General features: G+C 72.5%; 18 protein-coding genes. 12 read left to right on the forward strand and 6 right to left on the reverse strand.

The annotated features are described in order from the left end of the window. Positions 1 to 17: 17 nt before the first annotated feature. Positions 18 to 2,618 carry a protein kinase gene (locus ACIQJT_RS06955; protein ID WP_402641328.1) on the reverse strand — a complete coding sequence of 867 codons (2,601 nt, stop codon included), beginning with the start codon at positions 2,616 to 2,618 and terminating at the stop codon, positions 18 to 20. A 239-nt stretch (positions 2,619 to 2,857) separates the two neighbouring features. Between ACIQJT_RS06955 and ACIQJT_RS06960 the strand changes: the two genes are divergently transcribed. Further along, a complete protein-coding gene (locus ACIQJT_RS06960; RefSeq protein ID WP_402641331.1) occupies positions 2,858 to 3,583 on the forward strand; it encodes a hypothetical protein in 726 nt (241 codons plus the stop codon). A gap of 82 nt (positions 3,584 to 3,665) precedes the next feature. On the opposite strand, the gene ACIQJT_RS06965 is transcribed toward ACIQJT_RS06960, so the two are convergent. Beyond that, on the reverse strand, positions 3,666 to 4,241 hold the full coding sequence (locus ACIQJT_RS06965) for a biotin transporter BioY (RefSeq protein ID WP_402640535.1): 576 nt from the start codon (positions 4,239 to 4,241) through the stop codon (positions 3,666 to 3,668). Between the two features lie 422 nt (positions 4,242 to 4,663). Here ACIQJT_RS06965 and ACIQJT_RS06970 point away from each other — a divergent pair, with 422 nt between their 5' ends. From ACIQJT_RS06970 to ACIQJT_RS07005, 8 genes are all read left to right on the forward strand, one after another. Continuing rightward, positions 4,664 to 5,869 (forward strand): ROK family protein, encoded by a 1,206-nt coding sequence (locus ACIQJT_RS06970; protein WP_402640538.1) that lies wholly within the window; start codon positions 4,664 to 4,666, stop codon positions 5,867 to 5,869. 180 nt (positions 5,870 to 6,049) lie between these two features. Then, entirely contained in the window at positions 6,050 to 7,132 is a 1,083-nt protein-coding gene (locus tag ACIQJT_RS06975) for an ABC transporter substrate-binding protein (protein ID WP_402640541.1), read from the forward strand. Continuing rightward, the gene (locus ACIQJT_RS06980) at positions 7,129 to 7,968 is read left to right on the forward strand and encodes an ABC transporter permease (RefSeq protein ID WP_365450288.1); all 840 of its coding nucleotides are present in this window, start codon (positions 7,129 to 7,131) and stop codon (positions 7,966 to 7,968) included. The genes ACIQJT_RS06975 and ACIQJT_RS06980 overlap by 4 nt, the downstream gene beginning before the upstream one ends. Next, a complete protein-coding gene (locus ACIQJT_RS06985) occupies positions 7,944 to 8,669 on the forward strand; it encodes an ABC transporter ATP-binding protein (protein ID WP_402640545.1) in 726 nt (241 codons plus the stop codon). Before ACIQJT_RS06980 ends, ACIQJT_RS06985 begins: the two co-directional genes overlap by 25 nt. Continuing rightward, on the forward strand, positions 8,666 to 10,003 hold the full coding sequence (locus ACIQJT_RS06990) for an LLM class flavin-dependent oxidoreductase (protein WP_402640548.1): 1,338 nt from the start codon (positions 8,666 to 8,668) through the stop codon (positions 10,001 to 10,003). Before ACIQJT_RS06985 ends, ACIQJT_RS06990 begins: the two co-directional genes overlap by 4 nt. 13 nt (positions 10,004 to 10,016) lie before the next feature. Continuing rightward, the gene (locus ACIQJT_RS06995; protein WP_402640551.1) at positions 10,017 to 10,913 is read left to right on the forward strand and encodes a TauD/TfdA dioxygenase family protein; all 897 of its coding nucleotides are present in this window, start codon (positions 10,017 to 10,019) and stop codon (positions 10,911 to 10,913) included. 113 nt (positions 10,914 to 11,026) lie between these two features. Then, a complete protein-coding gene (locus ACIQJT_RS07000) occupies positions 11,027 to 12,418 on the forward strand; it encodes an amino acid permease (protein ID WP_365450280.1) in 1,392 nt (463 codons plus the stop codon). Positions 12,419 to 12,459: 41 nt separating this feature from the next. Next, on the forward strand, positions 12,460 to 13,101 hold the full coding sequence (locus ACIQJT_RS07005; RefSeq protein WP_402640554.1) for a superoxide dismutase: 642 nt from the start codon (positions 12,460 to 12,462) through the stop codon (positions 13,099 to 13,101). A 113-nt stretch (positions 13,102 to 13,214) separates the two neighbouring features. Here ACIQJT_RS07005 and ACIQJT_RS07010 read toward each other — a convergent pair whose 3' ends face one another. From ACIQJT_RS07010 to ACIQJT_RS07020, 3 genes are all read right to left on the reverse strand, one after another. Further along, on the reverse strand, positions 13,215 to 13,991 hold the full coding sequence (locus ACIQJT_RS07010) for an SAM-dependent methyltransferase (RefSeq protein ID WP_365450275.1): 777 nt from the start codon (positions 13,989 to 13,991) through the stop codon (positions 13,215 to 13,217). Positions 13,992 to 14,003: 12 nt separating this feature from the next. Then, positions 14,004 to 14,633, reverse strand: a complete 630-nt coding sequence (locus tag ACIQJT_RS07015; protein WP_365450273.1) for a histidine phosphatase family protein — start codon at positions 14,631 to 14,633, stop codon at positions 14,004 to 14,006. Positions 14,634 to 14,718: 85 nt separating this feature from the next. Then, positions 14,719 to 16,161 (reverse strand): FGGY-family carbohydrate kinase, encoded by a 1,443-nt coding sequence (locus tag ACIQJT_RS07020; RefSeq protein ID WP_402641333.1) that lies wholly within the window; start codon positions 16,159 to 16,161, stop codon positions 14,719 to 14,721. Positions 16,162 to 16,258: 97 nt separating this feature from the next. Here ACIQJT_RS07020 and ACIQJT_RS07025 point away from each other — a divergent pair, with 97 nt between their 5' ends. The 3 genes from ACIQJT_RS07025 to ACIQJT_RS07035 all read left to right on the forward strand — a co-directional run bounded on the left by ACIQJT_RS07025 (position 16,259) and on the right by ACIQJT_RS07035 (position 19,053). Beyond that, positions 16,259 to 17,302 carry a 2-hydroxyacid dehydrogenase gene (locus tag ACIQJT_RS07025; RefSeq protein ID WP_402640556.1) on the forward strand — a complete coding sequence of 348 codons (1,044 nt, stop codon included), beginning with the start codon at positions 16,259 to 16,261 and terminating at the stop codon, positions 17,300 to 17,302. A gap of 20 nt (positions 17,303 to 17,322) precedes the next feature. Then, positions 17,323 to 18,750 carry an FGGY-family carbohydrate kinase gene (locus tag ACIQJT_RS07030; protein ID WP_365450269.1) on the forward strand — a complete coding sequence of 476 codons (1,428 nt, stop codon included), beginning with the start codon at positions 17,323 to 17,325 and terminating at the stop codon, positions 18,748 to 18,750. A 96-nt stretch (positions 18,751 to 18,846) separates the two neighbouring features. Next, positions 18,847 to 19,053: a hypothetical protein gene (locus tag ACIQJT_RS07035; RefSeq protein ID WP_402640559.1), complete on the forward strand. Its 207-nt coding sequence runs from the start codon at positions 18,847 to 18,849 to the stop codon at positions 19,051 to 19,053. On the opposite strand, the gene ACIQJT_RS07040 is transcribed toward ACIQJT_RS07035, so the two are convergent. Then, positions 19,054 to 19,716: a disulfide bond formation protein DsbA gene (locus ACIQJT_RS07040; protein ID WP_365450264.1), complete on the reverse strand. Its 663-nt coding sequence runs from the start codon at positions 19,714 to 19,716 to the stop codon at positions 19,054 to 19,056. Positions 19,717 to 19,812 lie beyond the last annotated feature (96 nt).

The raw sequence follows: 19,812 nt of genomic DNA on the forward strand, positions 1-19,812 counted from the left end.
TCACCGGACGGTACGGCTCACAGGACGGTGAAGCTCTCCTTCACCTCTTCGTACGTGTCCAGGGCCTGCTCCTCGATGTCCGGCTGGTACCAGGTGTTGATCTGGTACGACTTGTCGCCGGCGTTGAAGCCGAGCAGCCGGGCGTGCCACGGGACGCCGTCGAGGGTGAAGGTGTACTCCCAGACGACCGCGGGGTGATCGCGGAACGTCGTCTCCTCCAGGCGGATCTTGCGGTAGTCCTGGCCCTGGTGGGCGTTCTGCTCGGAGGTCCGCCACGTCTCCATCAAGTCGCCCCGGGCCAGGGAGGACTTGGCCGCGAGCTCCTGCTTCCCGTCGGGAGAGGTGTAGTGGACCTCGGCCCCCGTCTTCACGTCCCGCCGCCAGCCGGTGGGGGTGGCCCACGCGAATCCGCCGGCCTCCTCGTGCGCGCCCGGCGGCAGCGAACGGGGGCGGGAGGTGCCCTCGACAGTGGCGGACGGGGTGCCGCCGGGGGTGGAGGCCCCGGCTTCGGAGGCCGGGGCGGAGGCGGACGAGGACCCTCCTGCCTTGTCGTCGCCGGGCGGGTCGGACGCGGTGGCGAGGATGACCGCGACCACGGCGGCAGCCGCGGCGACCACGGTCCCGGCGGCGGCCAGGACAGTGCGGCGCCGGCCGCGGTGGGGGGTGGCGGGGCGGACCGGGCCGGGGAGTTCGCCCGGGGGTGTGCGGTCGGGGTGCGGACCGAGCACCGGGGCAGGGTCGGGACCCGTGTCGCTGCCGGAGCCGTGGCCGACGGCGGCCTCGGACTGCCGACCGGGTACGGCCCCATCGCCGCGGATCAGGGAGACGCCGGAGTGGTGGGGCCGCCGCGGGGTGGTCGGTGCCTGGCCGACACGGGTGGGGGCGGAGGCGGCCCGCGTGGCGTTGTCCCGCGTCGGTGCGTCCGGCACCGGGAAGTGCTCGGTCGGGGCGCCGGCCGTGAGGGAGTCCTGGGTGGGGGCGCTCGCGAGGGGCGTACTGGTCGTGGTGGCCCCTGCCCGGAGCACGGCTCCCACCGAGTTCCCCGACGGCGCCTCCGACCGCACCTCCGACGGCTCCTCGGAGACGGCCTCGGTGGAGGCACTGGCGATGTGATCGGCCGAGGCGGCATGGGGGGTGGGGGGCGTACGAGTCGTACGAGTCCCTGCGGTGGAGCGGGACGCGGGCTGCGCGCCGACGCCCTCGGCGCCGTCCTCCTGCCCGGCGCCGCCCTCCTCCGCGGCACCGCCGGCATCCCCGGCGCCGCCCGCATCCTCGGCACCGCGCTCGTCGGGCCCCGTCTCCCCGGCTCCCTCCTCCTCCGCCGACCCGCCCTGCCCCGGCACGGCGTCCGACGGCTCCCCGGCCTCGGCGGCGCCCCCGTCCCCCGTCGGCGGCACGGCGTCCGACGGCTCCCCGACAGTACGGTCCCCCGCCGGCAGTCGTACGGCCGCCTCGGCGTGCTCGGCCACGGCCCCGGTCCCCTCAGGTCCCGTCTCCGCGCTCTCGGCAACGGCCTCGCCCGGCGGGTCCGGCACCCTCGGGTCCCGTACCGCCCGCACGAGCGGGGGTCCCAGGTAGGCCGTCGTGGGTGACTCCCGTCGTGTCGACGGCAGGGACGAGGGCTCCGGGGCCTTCGGCGCGGCATCGGACGTGTCCGCCGCGGCCGTTGTTCCCGGAACGCCCGGCGACCCGGTCTCCTCGGCCACGGCCTCCGCCGCTGGGGCGTCCGCGTCGCCCGGCGTTCCTGGAGCCCCCGCGGTCCCGGGAGCTCCGGAACCGCTCGCCTCCTCCCCCGCCCGAGCTTCCTCCCCCGCCCGCGCCTCCTCGCCCGCCTCCATCCGAAGAGTCGGCGTGGGCGCGGGGAGCGCGACCTCGCGCAGGGCCGATTCCACCTCGTCCAGGCCCGGGCGTATCGAGGGGTCCTTCTCCAGCAGGGCGGTCAGGACGTCGGTCAACGGACCCGCCGCCGCGGGGAGTTCGGGCTCCTCGTAGAGGACGGCGTGCAGGGTGGCCAGGGTGGTGTCGCGGGAGAACGGGGAACGGCCGCCCAGGGCCGCGCTCAGCGTCGCCCCGAGGGACCAGATGTCCGACGGCGGCCCCTGCGGGCGCCCGGAGATCCGCTCGGGGGCCATGTAGTCGGGGGAGCCGACGAGCATGCCGACCATGGTGAGCGCCTCGGCGTCCTGCATCGCGGCGATGCCGAAGTCCGTCAGCACGATGCGCCGGCCGGTGCGGTCGCCGGTCTCGACCAGGACGTTCCCGGGTTTGATGTCCCGGTGCAGGACGCCCCGCGCGTGGACCTGGCGCAGGGCCTGCACCAGCCCCAGGCCGAGCAGCGCGGTTTCGCGCGGGTCCAGCGGGCCGTCCTCCGCCGTCATCCGTTCCAGGGAACGGCCCTTGACCAACTCCATGACGATCCACAGGCGTTCGCCCTCGTCCACGACGTCGTAGACCCGCACGACGTTGGGGTGGTCGATCCGGGCGGTGGCCCGGGCCTCGCGCAGGGTCCGTTCACGGCGGGTCCGGGCGTCCTCCGCGTCGAGGCCGTCGATCCGCATCTCCTTGACCGCGACCTGCCGGTCCAGCATCTCGTCGGCGGCCCGCCACACCCGCCCCATTCCCCCCTGGCCGATGCTTTCGACCAGGCGATAGCGTCCTGTCACCAGGAGCCCTGGAACTCCGCCGCGCCTCGCATTTCCCGTCTCTCCCGCATTCCCCGGCAATCCGCTGCACCCCCTCAACGACGCCCCGAGTGGAACACAATGGTCACACTTCGCGCCGTACCAGCATAGTGCGGAGAAATCTTGTGGTACCTCTTCAAGTACTGCGAATTCAGGCGCAGCCAAGGGGGACGAACATGAGTTCTCGTCGTATGACGACCATCGCCGGATCGCTGGTCACGGCATCCTTCTCGACGGTGATGATCTTTTCCTTCACCGCGAGCGCGGAGGAGGGACCGGCAAGCAGCAAGGGGGGAAAGGCCGTCGACAAGGCGCCGGCCGGTGTGGAGCTGACGACGACACTGCCCGGGACGATCTCGGTCGACAACAGCTCGCAGAAGACCGATCTCACGGCCACCGTGAAGAACGACGGGAGCAAGGACAGCGGAAAGATCAGGCTTTTGGTCGTCGGATTCGACGGCATGACGGTCACAAACGTTCAAGGCTGTTCTCCGATCGAAGAAAAGGATCTGCCGGAGGGTTCGAACAGCGGTTTCGCCTGCCCGATCGACAATCTCGCGGCCGGGAAGTCGAAGTCGTACGCCGTCGATGCGACATTCGATCTCAAGAAGACCGGAAAGATCTGTCTGCCGGTACAGACCGGCGACGGGAAGAAGACGTTCTGGCAGCAGGGCCCGGTTCCGTTCGGTACGACGAACCCGTCGCCGAACGCCCCGGCCACCCCGCTGCTGCTGGGCACCGACAACAAGCCGGTGGCACCGGGCGGGGACACCCCGCGCGAGTTGCCGAAGACCGGCGTGGCGCGTGACCTGCTGCCCCTCGGGACCGCGGGCGCGGCACTGATGTCGGCGGGCGTGGCCGGGCTGTGGTGGTCGCAACGGCGGCCGCGGCGCACCGGTTGATCCGCGAGGGAGAACGACTGGAGGCATGACCTGACGAAACCCGTCAGGTCATGCCTCCGTCATGCAGGTCGGCGCCTGTACGTCAGCGCTTGACGAGCTTCCAGGCGGTGGGCAGGACGCCCATCGCGAGGGCCGCCTTGAGGGCGTCGCCGAGGAGGAAGGGGGTCAGGCCGGCCGCGACGGCGGCGGACAGCGACATGTCGGCGGCGTAGGCGAGGTACGGGACGCCGATCGCGTAGATGATCGCCTCGCCGGCGAGCATGGCACCGGCCGTCCGCCACACGCTCCGGTCGGCGCCGCGGCGGGCCAGGGCGCCGACGGCGGCCGAGGCCAGGATCATGCCGAGGATGTAGCCGAAGGAGACGGAGAACCCGGAGGTGCCCTGGGCGAACCACGGGAGCCCGGCGATGCCCGCCAGCGCGTACAGCGCGAGGGAGGCGACACCGCGGCGGGCGCCGAGGGTGGTGCCGACGAGCAGCGCGGCGAAGGTCTGGCCGGTCACCGGCACCGGGGAGCCCGGCACGGGCACGGAGAGCTGGGCGGCGAGCCCGGTGAGCGCGGCGCCGCCCACCACGAGCGCAACGTCCCGGACGCGGGAGGCGGGGATCAGGTCGGCGAGGACCTGACCGGTGCGGGCGGGGGCGACGGCGGTGCTCATGGGGACTCCGCGAGGGTGTGAACGGCGGGGGACATCGTGACGCTATCCCGGCGCCCTCGAGCCGACCACCGTCAACGGTCGACAAAGCCTCGAACGGCGGCTTGGTGGACTCCGGACAAAGAGGGGAAGCCACACCCGGTACGGCGTGATGCCTGTCACTGAGGTGAGGTGGTGCGGGATACAGCGCGCGCCATCGATCCCGCTGTGGGGAACCACCAAACGAACCCCAGTGGTCTGGTCGGATTCACCGTTCCTGGCCTACCCTTCCGGACATGGTCGCCCAGTCCCGGTACTTCTCCTCGCGTCGCCACGTCGACCTGCGACGCGTGGGCACGGCCGTCTGTCGCCGTCCGGTGTGAGGCGGGCTCCGGCCCGCCTCATCCTCCGAGACGTGTCGGCCCCCGTTCCGAGGACGGTCCTCCATGCCCCCTTCCGTGGCACCCCCTGTCCCCTCCCGTCCCCCTTCCCCTTCCACGTCCCGGCGCCGGAGCAGCGCCAGCGTCGTCCTGCGGTCCGTGCTGGAGCACGGGCCGGTGGCGCGCAGCACCATCGCCCGGCTGACCGGGCTGTCCCCGGCGTCCGTGACGGACTACTGCTCGCGCTTCACCGAACTCGGCCTGATCCGTGAGTCGGAGACGCCCCGGCGCTCCCAGGGCGTGGGCCGCCCCCATGTGCCCGTGGACCTCGACCAGTCACGCTTCGTCGTGGGCGGGATCCATGTGGCCGTCCCCTACACGACCGTTGCGCTGCTGGATCTGCGCGGCCGGGTGGTGGCCGCGCGGGAGCTGCGGCACGAGGGGGCCGACGGCGCCGACGCCGACGCGGTCCTGGCACGGGCCGCCGACGCCCTCTCCGCGCTCCTCGCCCGGTCCCCGCGGCTGCGCTGCCTGGGGGTCGGCTTCGCGGCCGGCGGCTGGGTGGACCGGGACTCCGGGACCGTGGTCGAGCACCCCCTGCTGGGCTGGCACGAGGTGCCGGTGCGGGAGCTGCTCGGCGTCCGCACCGGTCTGCCGGTCCATGTGGACGGGCACGCGCGGGCATTGGTCAACGCCGAGCGGCTGTTCGGGCGGGCCCGCGGCAGCCGGAGCGTGCTGCACCTGTTCGTCGGCAACGTGGTGGACGCGGCGTTCGCCACCAACGACGAGGTGCACCACGGGCCGCGCTCCCAGGCGGGCGCGATCGCCCATCTCCCGGTACCGGGCGGTACCGAGCCCTGCGAGTGCGGGCGGACCGGATGCCTCCAGGTGGAACTGAGCGAGCGGACGTTGTGCCGGCGGGCCCGGCGGGCGGGGATCGTCGAGGGCGTGAACCCGATGCACGTGGTCGCCGCGGCGGCAGCGGGCGACCCGGTGGCGGCGCGGCTGCTGGCGGAGCGGGCGGGTGCCGTGGGGCGGGCCGCGCGGCTGCTCCTCGACGTGCTGAACCCGGAGACGGTCGTGGTCACCGAGGTCGGCATCCTGCACCGGGAGGACTGCCTGGCGGCCCTGCGCGAGGGTGTGGGCGACGACCGCGCGGCGTCCGTCGTTCCGTCGGGTTTCCCGGATTCGGTCCTCGCGGTGGCCGGCGGTGCGGTGGCGCTCGACGTGCTGTACCGGGATCCGCTGGCCGCGTCACCTGAGGCTATTTAATTCAGAAACTCCGAATGTTGACAGGGCTTCCGCGGAACCGGGAACATCCTGTTCATGAGCCCGCACCTGTACTGTCGCGCCCTTTGTTGCTGACACGTTGCCCCGCGTGACGCGCTCATTTCCCCTGCATGAACGCATTTCTTCGTGACTTTCTCCTGCACTGATTCAGGGAGTCTTCCCATGCGCAATTTCCGCACGTCCGCCGCCGGGTCGTCCGGCATCGACCGGCGGCTGTTCCTCTCCTCGGTCCTCGGCGCCGCGGCCGGTGTCGCCGGCCTCAGCGGCTGCGCCGGCAGCAGTGCCGCCGCCGACGGCAAGGACGCCCTCTCCGCCCCGCTCGCCGCCAAGGTCCCGGCCGGCACCAGCCTGAAGATCGCCTCGTACTCCGGCACCCAGCAACTCCAGCTCAAACTCGGAAAGCTGGGTGAACCACCTTTCAAGGTATCGAGCTGGGCGAATATCAGTGCCGGCCCGGACGTCATCAACGCCTTCCGTGCCGGTTCCCTGGACGTCGCCAACAACGCGGGAATCCCGCCGATCCAGGCGCATTTCCAGGGATACGACGCGAAAATCGTCGCGATCAACATCACCCGCAAGCCGAACTACCTCTTCGCCACCAAGCCGGGCAGTGACATCCGCACGGTCGAGGACTTCAGGGGGAAGAAGCTCGCGTTCTCCCAGGGACAGGCGCAGGGCGTGGTCCTTTTGCGGGCGCTGAAGAAGGCCGGGCTCTCGTACGACGAGGTGAAGCTCGTCCCGCTGACCAGCAACCAGTTCTTCACCGCGCTCCAGTCCGGCCAGGTGGACGTGGCGCCGCTCGCCAACAGCCAGGCACCCGCCTACCTCCAGCAGTACGAGGCGAAGGGGGCGCACGCCATCACCACCGACGTGGTCGACCTGCTCAACCTGCTGTGGGCGCCGACCTCGGTGCTGGGCGACCCCGCGAAGGCGGCCGCGGTCGCCGCGTACATCCCGTACTGGGCCAAGGGCCAGGTGTGGACGTACGAGAACCCCGACATCTGGAACGAGGAGTTCTACGTGAAGACGCAGAACCTGACCCCCGCCCAGGCGAAGGCGGTGACCGCGCTCGCCAACAAGCCCTTCTTCCCTCCGCGTTGGGACGAGGCGATCAAGTGGGAGCAGGAGACCGCGGATCTGCTGGCGGAGGGCGGCTTCGTGAAGAAGTTCGACGTCGGCGAGCTGTTCGACCACCGCTTCGAGGGCATCGCCGCGAAGTCCGCACCGGCGGAGTACCGGCGGTGAGCGCCGTGACCACGACGGTCGCCGTCGCCGCTCCCGAGGCGGGCACGGAGGTCCGCAGGCGCCGCCGGCTCTCCCCCGGCAGGCGGCTGCCCGCCGCGCGGCTCGTCGGTCCTGTCCTCCTCCTCGCCCTGTGGGCGGCCGCCTCCGCCGCGGGACGGCTGGACCCGGCCGCGATCCCCGCGCCCTGGACCGTGGTGGAGACCGGCGCCCATCTGTGGACCGCCGGGACGCTGCCCACCGACGTCCTGACCTCGCTCCAGCGGGCCGCGTCCGGCTTCGCGATCGGTCTGACCGCCGGTGTCCTGCTGGCCCTGGCCGCCGGGCTCAGCCGGGTCGGCGAGGCGCTGATCGACGGGACGGTGAACCTCAACCGGGCGATCCCCACCCTCGGTCTGATCCCGCTGTTCATCCTCTGGCTGGGCATCGGCGAGTCCTTCAAGGTCGCCATCATCGCGATCGTCGTCTACATCCCGATCTATCTGAACACCCATGCCGCGCTGGCCGGCATCGACCACCGCTACGTCGAACTCGCCGAGGTCCAGGGGCTGTCGAGGTTCGCCTTCGTACGGCAGATCGTCATCCCCGGCGCGCTGCCCGGATTCTTCGTGGGACTCCGGCTCGGCGTCACCGGCTCCTGGCTGGGCCTGGTCGTCCTGGAGCAGATCAACGCCACCAGCGGGCTCGGCTACATGATGTTCCAGGCCCAGAACTACGGCCAGAGCGACGTGATCCTCGTCGGTCTCGTCGTCTACGGCGTCTTCGGCCTGGTCTCCGACAGCGCGGTCCGTCTCGTCGAACGGAGGGTGCTGTCATGGCGCCGCACACTGAGCAACTGACCCGGCCGGCCGTACGGCTGCGGGGCCTGACCCGGTCGTTCGACGGGCGGACCGTCCTCGACGGCATCGACCTCGACATCCCGCCCGGACAGTTCGTCGCCCTGCTCGGGCACAGCGGCTCCGGCAAGAGCACGCTGCTGCGGGCGGTGGCGGGCCTTGACCACGAGGTGGCGGGCGGCGGGGAGCTCACGGCTCCGGAACGGGTGTCCGTGGTCTTCCAGGACTCGCGGCTGCTGCCCTGGCGGCGGGTGCTGGACAACGTCCTGCTGGGGACGGACGGCGTGGACCGGGGCCGGCAGGCACTCGCCGAGGTGGGCCTCGAGGGCCGCGAACGCGCCTGGCCGAACGAGCTCTCCGGCGGCGAGGCCCAGCGTGCCGCACTCGCCCGCTCCCTGGTGCGCGAGCCCGAACTCCTGCTGGCGGACGAGCCGTTCGGAGCCCTCGACGCCCTGACGCGGATCAGGATGCACGCGCTGCTGCGGGAGCTGTGGAAGCGCCACCGGCCGTCCGTCCTGCTCGTCACCCACGACGTGGACGAGGCGATCGTGCTCGCCGACCGCGTGCTCGTGCTCGAACAGGGCCGCATCGGCCTCGACCTGACCATCGACCGCCCGCACCCGCGCTCCTACCGGGACCCCCTGCTGGGCGAGTACCGCGAACGACTGCTGGCCGCGCTCGGCGTCACGGAGGACCACGCATGACCGCAAGACAGCTCCACCTCAACGCCTTCCTGATGAACACCGGCCACCACGAGGCCTCCTGGCGGCTCCCCGAGAGCGACCCCTTGGCGCACGTCTCGCTCGACCACTACGTGCACCTCGCCCGGATCGCCGAGCGCGGGACCTTCGACTCGCTGTTCCTGGCCGACGGGCCGCAGCTCTGGAGCAACCTCGCCCAGCGGCCGGCCGGCGCGCTGGAGCCGCTCACGCTGCTGACCGCGCTGGCCACGGCCACCGAGCACATCGGGCTGATCGCGACCGCGTCCACGTCCTACAACTCGCCCTACAACCTGGCCCGCAAGTTCGCCTCGCTGGACATCATCAGCGGCGGCCGGGCGGGCTGGAACATCGTCACCACCGCCGGCGCCGAGGCCGCCCGCAACTTCGGCCTGGACGCGGAGCCCGCGCACGCGGAGCGGTACGCCAGGGCCGCGGAGTTCCTCGACGTGGCCCTGAAGCTCTGGGACAGCTGGGAGGACGACGCGGTCCTCGGCGACAAGGCGGCCGGCGTCTGGGGCGACGACGCGAAGATCCACCCGCCGCGCCACCGGGGGACGTACTTCAGCGTCGCGGGCGCCCTCAACGTGCCGCGCACCCCGCAGGGTTACCCCCTGCTCGTGCAGGCGGGTTCGAGCGAGGACGGCAAGGAGTTCGCGTCCCGGTACGCCGAGGCGGTGTTCACCGCCCAGCAGACCATCGAGGACGCGCGGGCCTTCTACGCCGACCTCAAGGCACGGACGTCACGGGCCGGCCGCGACCCCGGGCGCATCAAGGTGCTGCCCGGCATCGTCCCCGTCATCGGCGCCACGGAGGCCGAGGCGCTCGCGAAGGAGCAGGAACTGGAGGACCACATCGTGCACCGGCACGGCGTGGCCAACCTGGAGCGGCTGCTGCAACTTCCCTCGGGCACCCTGGAGTTGGACAGCCCTCTGCCCGCCGACCTGCCGCCCGAGTCCGCCGTCGAGGGCGCCAAGAGCCGCTACACCCTCGTGGTGGAGCTCGCCCGGCGCGACCGGCTGACCGTGCGGCAACTGATCGGACGCCTCGGTGGCGGACGCGGCCACCTCACCTTCGCCGGCACCCCCGAACAGGTCGCCGACGCGATCGAGACGTGGTTCACGCAGGGCGCCGCCGACGGCTTCAACATCATGCCCGCGGTGCTCCCCTCCGGGCTCGACGCCTTCGTCGACCACGTCGTCCCGATCCTGCGCACCCGCGGCCTGCTCCGCACGGAGTACGGGCCCCGCACCACCCTCCGGGAGCGCTACGGCCTCCCCCGCCCCGCCAACCAGCACGTCCAGCCCGCCTACGCCTAGGAAGGACCCCCTCATGTCCGGTATCGAGATCCGCAGGATCACCGCACGCATCGGCGCCCACGTGTCCGGCGTCGACCTCGCCGCGCCGCTCGACGAGAAGACGGCCACGGCCCTGCGTGAGGCCCTCAACACCCACAAGGCCCTGGTCTTCAGTGACGTGCACCTCGACGACGAGGGCCAGCAGGCCTTCGCCCGGCACTTCGGCGAACTCACCACCGCCCACCCGACCGTGCCCGCCGTCGACGGCGCCCCGAACGTGCTGCCGGTGGACAGTGAGGGCGGCCGGGCCGCCAACCACTGGCACACCGACGTCACCTTCGTCCTCAACCCGCCCCAGGCCAGCACCCTGCGCAGCCTGACGATCCCGCCGTACGGCGGCGAGACCCTGATCGCCAACGCGGCGGCCGCCTACCGGGACCTGCCGCAGCCCCTGCGGCGCCTCGCCGACGAGCTGTGGGCCGAGCACACCAACGACTACGACTACGCCGTCCCGGAGGAGACCGTCGACGACGAACAGGCCGCCCGGCGCGCCCAGTTCACCTCGATCACCTACCGCACGGCCCACCCGGTGGTCCGGGTCCACCCGCTGACCGGTGAGCGCGGGCTGTTCATCGGCGGCTTCGCCCAGCGCATCGTGGGACTGTCGGCGGGCGAGTCCCGCAAGCTGCTCGACATCCTCCAGTCGTACGTGACCCGGCCGGAGAACCTGCTGCGCCACCGCTGGTCGGAGAACCAGCTCGTGCTCTTCGACAACCGCATCACCCAGCACTACGCCGTCGACAACTACGACGGTCTGCCGCGCCGGCTGCACCGGGTGACCGTCGCCGGGGACGTCCCGGTGGGTGTCGAGGGCAAGGAGAGCTGGTCGATCGAGGGCGACGCCTCGCACTACACGGCCGTAGCCGCGTAGTCACCGCAGGTGCGCGAGGCGTCCGCATCGTGGGCGGTCTCCCCTCTGACCTGGGGAGACCGCCCAGACTGTGGGCGTTTTTGCCCGTCTCACGCACTGGACGAACCGCGCCCATGCCCAGCACCGCCGTCAAGGCCCCGCAGGGGTCCGACGCCTCCCTGACCCACGGCCTCAAGCAGCGCCACCTGTCGATGATCGCCCTCGGCGGGGTCATCGGCGCCGGACTGTTCGTCGGCTCCGGCGCGGGGATCGCCGCCGCCGGACCGTCGATCGTCCTCGCCTACACGCTCTCCGGACTCCTCGTGATGCTGGTGATGCGGATGCTCGGCGAGATGTCGGCCGCCCACCCCTCCTCCGGTTCCTTCTCCGCGCACGCCGAGCGGGCGATCGGCCCCTGGGCCGGTTTCACCGCCGGATGGTCGTTCTGGGTGCTGCTGTGCACGGCCGTCGGCCTGGAGGGCATCGGCGCCGCGAAGATCGTGACCGGCTGGCTGCCGGGCACGCCCGAGTGGGCCTGGGTGGCCCTGTTCATGCTGGTCTTCTGCGGCACGAACCTGGCCGCGGTGCGCAGCTTCGGCGAGTTCGAGTTCTGGTTCGCGGCCCTGAAGGTCGGCGCGATCGTCCTGTTCCTGGTCCTCGGGGTGCTCGCGATCGCCGGGCTCCTGCCGGGCACGGCCGCCCCCGGCACCGCGAACCTCACCGGCCACGGGGGCTTCTTCCCGGGCGGCGGCGAGGGCCTGGTCGTCGGCCTGCTCGCGTCCGTCTTCGCGTACGGCGGCCTGGAGACGGTCACCATCGCGGCCGCCGAGTCCGAGGACCCGGCGCGGGGCGTGGCGGGCGCGGTCCGTACGGCGATGTGGCGGATCGCGCTGTTCTACGTCGGTTCGATGGCGGTGATCGTGACCCTGGTCCCCTGGGACGCGAAGGCGGTCGTGGAGAAGGGCCCGTACGTCGCCGCCCTCGACGAACTGGGCATCCCGGGAGCGGGACAGCTCATGAACGTGATCGTGCTGATCGCGCTCCTGTCCGCGATGAACGCCAACGTCTACGGCTCCTCCCGGATCGCCTACTCCCTGGTGGAGCGGGGCATGGGGCCGAGCTTCCTGGGCCGGGTCTCCGGCGGGGTGCCGCGTGTCGCGGTGCTCGCCTCCAGCGCGTTCGGCTTCGGCTGCGTGGTCCTGAGCCGCTGGCGCCCCGACGACGTCTTCCCCTGGCTCCTCAACATGATCGGCGCGGTCGTCCTGGTCGTCTGGGGCTTCGTCGCCGTCTCCCAGCTGCGGCTGCGCCGGGCGCTGGAGCGCGAGGCCGCCGGGCAGCCGGCCGTCCGCATGTGGGCGTTTCCGTATCTGACCTGGTTCGCCCTGGCGGGCATGGCGGCGATCCTCGTCCTGATGGCCCGCGAGCCGGGCACGCGGGTGCAGTTGTACTGGACGGGCGGCATGACTCTGGTGCTGGCGGGCGTGGGGTACGCGCGACAGAAGCGCCTTCTTGTTGCTAGCTTGTAGTTGCAAGCTCTTCGCAATAAGAGGTCGGAGGGGACCCCCGCATGCCCGTCTACACGCTGCCCGAGCTGCCCTACGACTACACGGCGCTCGCGCCCGTGATCAGCCCCGAGATCGTCGAGCTGCATCACGACAAGCACCACGCGGCCTATGTGAAGGGCGCGAACGACACCCTGGAGCAGCTGGCGGAAGCACGGGACAAGGAGGCGTGGGGAGCGGTCAACGGGCTGGAGAAGAGCCTCGCCTTCCATCTCTCCGGGCACATCCTGCACTCGATCTACTGGCGGAACATGTCCGGTGACGGGGGCGGCGAGCCGCGGGAGGCCGACGGCGTGGGCGAGCTCGCGGACGCCATCGCCGAGTCGTTCGGGTCGTTCGCCGCCTTCAAGGCGCAGCTCGGCAAGGCCGCGGCGACCACCCAGGGCTCCGGCTGGGGCGTGCTGGCGTACGAGCCGCTCAGCGGGCGGCTGATCGTCGAGCAGGTCTACGACCACCAGGGCAACGTCGGTCAGGGCTCGACCCCGATCCTCGTCTTCGACGCCTGGGAGCACGCCTTCTACCTGCAGTACCGCAACCAGAAGGTCGACTTCCTCGACGCGATGTGGGCGGTCGTCGACTGGCAGGACGTGGCCCGGCGCTACGAGGCCGCCAAGTCCCGTACCGACGTCCTGCTGCTGGCGCCCTGAGCGACCGTGCCGAAGCGTCCCGTCTCGTGATCGTCTTCTCACCCTTCACGCGGGCGGGCGGAAGGACGGAGGCCCCCGTGAGGACGTGACTCGCGGGGGCCTTCCGGTTCGGGTCAGGGCTTGCGCCCGACGCCTCCGTGCTGGCCGATCGGGGCCGGGGCCGTGTCGCCGTCCGGGCGCCACAGCGGGACGGACACCACGCCCGGGTCCACCAGTTCCAGACCCTCGAAGAACGCCTCGATCTTGTCCACCGGACGCAGGAAGTAGGGCACCGCGCCGGTCTCGTTGTAGGCGTCCTGGGCCTGCTCGTAGTCCGGGTCGGTGCCGCGCGAGCCGTCGTTGACGCACAGGTAGCTGCCCGAGGGCAGGCCAGCCAGCAGCCTGCGGACCAGGTCCCGGGCCAGGTCGTAGTCGGCGACATGGCCGAGGAGCCCGCTGAGGATCAGGGCCGTGGGGCGGGTGAGGTCGAGGGTGCGGGAGGCCGCCTCCAGGATCTTCTCCGGCTCGTAGAGCGTCAGGTCCTCGTACGCCGTCACGCCCTCCGGGGTGGAGGTGAGCAGGGCGCGGGCGTGGGCGAGGACCAGCGGGTCGTTGTCCACGTAGACGATCTTCGATTCGGGGGCGATGCGCTGGGCGACCTCGTGGGTGTTGTCGACCGTGGGCAGCCCGGTCCCGACGTCCAGGAACTGGCGGACGCCCGCCTCCTCGACCAGGTACCTGATGCTGCGGCCGAGAAAGGCCCGGCTGCTGCGGGCGATCGTGACGATGCCGGGGAAGACGGCCGTGTAGGCGTCGCCGGCCGCCTCGTCGACGGGGTAGTTGTCCTTGCCGCCGAGCCAGTAGTTCCAGATCCGGGCCGAATGCGGCACCGAGGTGTCGATCTCCGTCATGGGCCTATCGTGCTACGACCTGCCCGGTCCGCACGGCACATTGAGCGAGAGAAGTGCGGCGGATCCGTCCTCGTGCAGGCGGAGTTCGGTGATCGCCGCGTTGCGCAACCGCGGGAACACTCTGCGGTACTCCCCGAGCGGGATCGACAGCAGCGCGCACAGCACCAGCCGCAGCAGGGTGTTGTGGGCGACGACCAGGACGCGTTCGCCGCGATGGGCGGCCGCGATGCGGCGCAGTGCCCGCGTGCCCCGGGCCGCGGCCGCCGCCGGGTCCTCCGCGCCGGGGAAGGGGTACGCCACCGGGTCGGCGCGGAAGGCCTCGGCCGCGTCCGGCACCTCCGCGGCGAACTCGGCGAGGGTGCGGCCCTCCACCACCCCGAAGTCGCACTCCCGGAGGCCGGGTTCCCGATGCGGGGTGACGCCGAGGGCGCGCGCGGCCGGTTCCGCGGTGGCGATCGCCCGCGACAGGTCCGACGTCCAGATCGCGTCGGGGCGGTGCACGGCGGCCCACCGCCCGAGCGCCTCCGCCTGGGCTCGGCCCTCGTCGGTGAGCCCGATGTCGCTCACGCCCGCGTAGCGGTTCTCGGCGTGCCAGATGGTCTGGCCGTGGCGGGTCAGGAGGAGGGTCGTGCCTGTGGTCATGAACTGGTCCAGTCGGTAGGTGCGGCGCCGTTGTGGCTGGTCGGGCCCCGCGGCGGAGCCGCAGATCGACACAGCCCCGCGGGCCCTAGGTCAGCGGGCGTCCGGGCTGGTTTTCCCGGTTCAGCCGGTCACGCGCGTGTGCCGCGACCGGGGCCGGGAGCCAGCCCCGGTCGGTGAGTTCCTCCAGGAGGCGGGCGTACGGTTCGGCGAAGAGGGTCGTGCGGTCCGGGCGGGGTTCCACGACCGCGCGGATGCGGACCATGTGCTCGGCGGCCTCCGCCAGTGGGGTGCCCGTGGTGCCGTGGAGCGCCAACGCGGCCATTCCCAGCGCCGGTTCGGTCTGCTCCGGGACTCGGGCCGGGCGGCCCAGGATGTCGGCGCGCAGCTGGTTCCAGTACGGGCTGCGGGCCGCGCCGCCGGTGAAGGTGAGGGGGCCGTCGAGCGGGGCGCCGAGGTGGTGCAGGTAGTCCAGGCACAGGCGTTCCGCGAAGCCGACGCCCTGGAGGAGGCCGGCCCAGCGGTCGGCGTCGTCGGCCGGGGTGCCGAGGGTGAGGGCGGTGGCGTCCGGCGCGCGGAACGGGAACCGCTCCCCGCGCGACACCAGCGGGTAGGCGATCGCGCCGGACGGCTCGAACGCGGCCGCCCGCTGGTCCATGGCCACGGGGTCGGCGTCCGCGGGCAGCGCGCCCGCGCCCACGCTCGACGCCCCGCCCGGCAGCCAGGTCCCGTCCGGCGCGCGGTGGTTGTAGACCACGCCGGTGGGATCCCGGACCGGTTCCGGGGCGGCCCCCTTGAGGACGAGGGTGGTGCCGAGCACCGAGTTCCAGGAGCCGGGCCGCAGGGCGCCGGCCGCGATCTGGGCCGCGCAGCCGTCGGTCATCCCGGCGACGACCGGGGTCCCGGCGGGGATGCCGGTGGCCTCGGCGGCGGCCGGGCAGACCGTGCCGAGCCGGGTGCCGGGGCGGACGACCTCGGGGAGGTCGAGGGCGATGTCCGGCCAGGCGTCGCGCTGGAGGTCGTAGCCCGTCTTCAGGGCGTGACTGGAGTCGGTGGGCACCGGCCGGCCGACCAGCCGGGCGGTGACGGTGTCGGGCTGATGGGTGACCCGGCCCCTGCCGTGGGCGGCGGCGAGCCACAGCGCCTTCGGCAGCGCCCAGGTGTCCTGGACCGCGAGGCCCGCCTCCCTGAGCCGCGCCGCCTCGTCCGCCGCGCGTCCGTCGTCGTACATGAGCGCCGGGCCCGTCGGCCGGCCCTCCGCATCCGTCAGCAGGACCGTTCCCGACGTCCCGCACACCGCGACGCCGCCGATCCGTACGCCCGTCAGGGTGAACAACGCTGCACGGGACGCCGTGCGCACCGCCTCCCACCACTCCCCCGGGTCCTGCTCGTGCCGCACGCCCTCGCGCCGGCCGCCGAGCGGGGCGGAACCCCGGCCCAGCACGGTTCCGCCGGCCGTGACCGCCAGTGCGCGCACGCTCTGCGTGCCGAGGTCGATCCCCAGCCACGCCGTCTCGTTCTCGTCTGTCATACCGGTCATCGGGGCCTCCCACCCGCACGGGGTCTATGCGTACCCGGGATCCGCGGCCCAACATCGTCTCAGTGAAGCGACGACTCGGAGGTCGACGATGACCCGGAGGACCGATCCCGTACGTGTCGTGGCGGCCGGCGACCACTTCGTGCTGCCGGGGCTGATCGCCAGGGCCGTCGAGGCCGAGCTGGGCGCGATCGCCGCGGTGACGACGGAGTTGACGCTCGGCTGGCCCCTGGAACCCTTCGGGCCCGTGTCGGAGGTGACGGAGGCGAGCGACGCCGAGGACGAGCTGATCGAGGCGCTGGCGGGGGCGGAGGTCCTCGTCACCCAGATGGGCCCGGTCACCGAACGGGTGCTGGACGCCGCCGACCGGCTGAAGCTGGTCGTGGTGTGCCGGGGCGGCCCGGTCAACGTGAACCTCGACGCGGCCAAGGCCCGGGACGTCCGGGTGTGCTTCGCGCCCGGCCGCAACGCCGCCGCGACCGCCGAGTTCACCGTCGGCATGCTCCTCGCCGCCCTGCGCCGCATCCCGCAGGCCCACGACCTCCTCGCCGCACAGGGCAGTTGGGAGGGCGGCGCCGCCTACTACACCTACGAGCACAGCGGCCTGGAGCTGGAGGACCTGCCCGTCGGGCTCGTCGGCTACGGCGCCGTCGGCAGCCGGGTCGCCCGCGTGCTGTGCGCCTTCGGGGCGCAGGTGATGGTGTACGACCCCTATGTGCGCGGTGAGATCCACGGCCTGCGCGTGAACTCCCTGGACCAGCTCCTCACCCGCTCCCGGGCGGTCACCCTGCACGCCCGGCTCACCGCCGAGACCCGCGGTCTGATCGGCGCCCGCGAGCTGGGCCTGCTGCCCGAGGGCGCGGTCGTGGTGAACGTGGCCCGCGGCCCGCTCGTCGACGAGAGCGCACTGTGCGACGCCCTGGAGGCCGGTCGGCTGTCGGCGGCCGCCCTGGACACCTACGAGCACGAACCGCTGCCCGCGGACTCCCGGCTGCGCGCCCTGGCCGACCGGGTCGTCCTGACCCCGCACCTCGGCGGGGCGAGCCGCGCGGTGGCCGAGAAGGCGGCGAGGATCGCGGCGGAGGAGGTGGGCCGCTGGGCGCGGGGAGAGCGGTTGGCGCACTGCCTGACGTGACGTCGTAGGAGGGAATCTGTATGTACGTCGGTATCGATGTGGGCACGTCCGTCGTCAAGGCCGCCGCCTTCGACCGTGAGGGACGCCAACTGGCCGTCGAGTCACGCCCGGTGGAGCTCTCCCTGCACGGCGGGCACGTCGAGCAGGACATGGCGGAGGTCTACGACGCGGTCGTCGCCGTCCTCGCCGGGCTGACCGGGCGGGTGCCGGAGCCGGTGGAGCTGGCCGGGCTGACCGGGCAGGGCGACGGGGTGTGGCTGGTCGACCGGGAGGGGCTGCCGGTGCGGTCCGCGGTGTCCTGGATGGACGGGCGGGCGCACGAACTGCTCGACCAGTGGCTGGCGGACGGCACCTTCGAGACGGTGTTCCGGCGGACCGGCGGCGCGATGTTCCCCGGCTCGCCGGGGCCGCTGCTGGCCTGGCTCGACCGGTACGACCCGAAGTCCCTCGACTCGGCCGCGAGCGCCGTGTACTGCAAGGACATGGTCTTCCAGCGGCTGACGGGCGCGGCGCCCGCTGTGACGGACGTGTCGGACGCGTCGATGCCGTTCCTCGATCCGCGGACCCGGTCGTACGACAACCGGGTCGTGGAGCTGCTGGGACTGACCCGCCGGCGGCGGCTGCTGCCCTCGATCGGGGATCCGATCAGCACGGGCGAGGCGCGCGGCGAAGGGCTGCCCGCCGGGACGCGGCTGTCGAACGGGCCGTACGACCTCCCGGCGTGCGCGCTGGGCGCGGGGGTCACGGAGCCGGGGGACGGTCTCCTCATCGTGGGGACCTGTCTCGCCGCGCTGGTCGCGACGACCGAGCTCGACCTGAGCGGTGAGCCCGCCGGGCTGTACATCTCCACCGACCGGCACGGGCACCGGCTGCGGGCCATGCCGGCGATGGTGGGCACGGCCGCGCTGGACTGGGTGCTGTCCACGACCGGCGTCACCCACGCCGAGGTGGACGACCTGCTGGCGTCGACCCCGCCGGGGGCGCACGGGGTGCGGGTGCTGCCGTACTTCGCTCCCTCCGGGGAGCGGGCGCCCTTCGTCGAGCCGCGTCTGCGGGCCGAGCTGAGCGGGGTGTCGCTGGAGACGACGAAGGCGGATCTCGTCCGGGCGACCTGTGAGGGGATCGGGTACGCGGCCCGGCACTGTCTGGAGGCGGCCGGCCTGACGGGGTCGCTGGCGGTGTGCGGCGGCGGGACCCGCAGCCCTGCCTGGATGCAGCTGCTGGCGGACGTTCTCGGGCGGCCGCTCAGGGTCGTGGAGGGCGAGGTGGGTGCCCGGGGGGCGGTGCTGGCCGCGGCGGAGCGGTTCGGCATCTCGCTGGACGCGGGAGTCTGGACCGAGCCGACGGCGGTCGTCGAGCCGGATGCGGGGCGGGCGTCGTACTACGCGAAGGGGTACGAGGAGCACCTGAACCGGCTGGAGGAGACCCGCGCGCGGGCACGGCGCTGACGACACGGCGGGACCGATTCCGGGCTGCCGCCCCGGCCCCGCGAAGACCTACGCTCGCAGGGCCGAGGCAGCCGGCCTCGGGCCATCGGGGGTCACATGACGAAGATGCCCTGCAAGAACTGCGGTTCGTCCGAGGAGTTCGAACCGCTCAGGAACGACGCCGAGAAGGCATACGTCCGGGAGAACAAGCCGAAGTGGGCCCGGCTGGGCTCGTACCGCCGCTGTTCACGCGAGGGCTGCCGCCGCTACCAGCGGCTGGGCGACGTGAACGACGGCGGTACCTTCCCCGAGCCGGGGAAATGACTACAGGTTGCTGAAGTCCGGGCCCTTCGTGCGGGTGCGCTTGATCTCGTAGAAGCCCGGGACCGAGGCGACCGCGAGGGTGCCGTCCCAGAGGCGGGCGGCCTCCTCGCCCTGGGGGGCCGGGGTGACGACCGGGCCGAAGAAGGCGATCTGCTCGCCGTCGGCGCCGGGGACCGCGATGACCGGGGTGCCGACGTCCTGGCCGACCTTGTCGATGCCTTCCTTGTGGGAGGCGCGCAGCTCGGCGTCGAACTCGAAGTCCTTCTGGTCGAAGTACTCGATCAGGTCGGCGGGCAGGCCGACGTCGGCCAGGGCGCCCTCGACGGCCTCGCGGGTCGGGCCCAGGCCCTCGTTGTGGATACGGGTGCCGAGCGCGGTGTACAGCGGGCCGAGGATGTCGGAGCCGTGCTTCTGCCAGGCCGCGGTGACCACCCGGATCGGCTGCCAGGCCTTGGTCTCGAGCAGCTCGCGGTACTCCTCGGGCAGCTCGTCGAGCTTCGGCTCGTTCAGCACCGCCAGGCTCATGATGTGCCAGCGCACCTCGATCTCCCGGACCTTCTCGACCTCGAGGACCCAGCGGGAGGTCATCCAGGCCCACGGGCACAGCGGGTCGAACCAGAAGTCGACGGGGGTCTTGCCGGAGGCGTTCGCGGTCTCGGACATGGGTCTCCTAGAAGAGCGTTCGTTTCCCCCGGCAACACCGGCCGCCGCCCACCCCATTCCCGGCTGACCGATGTCAGGGGCACATGGCAGGATCGG

Source organism: Streptomyces sp. NPDC091972 (assembly GCF_044756385.1).
Taxonomy (GTDB): Bacteria; Actinomycetota; Actinomycetes; order Streptomycetales; family Streptomycetaceae; genus Streptomyces.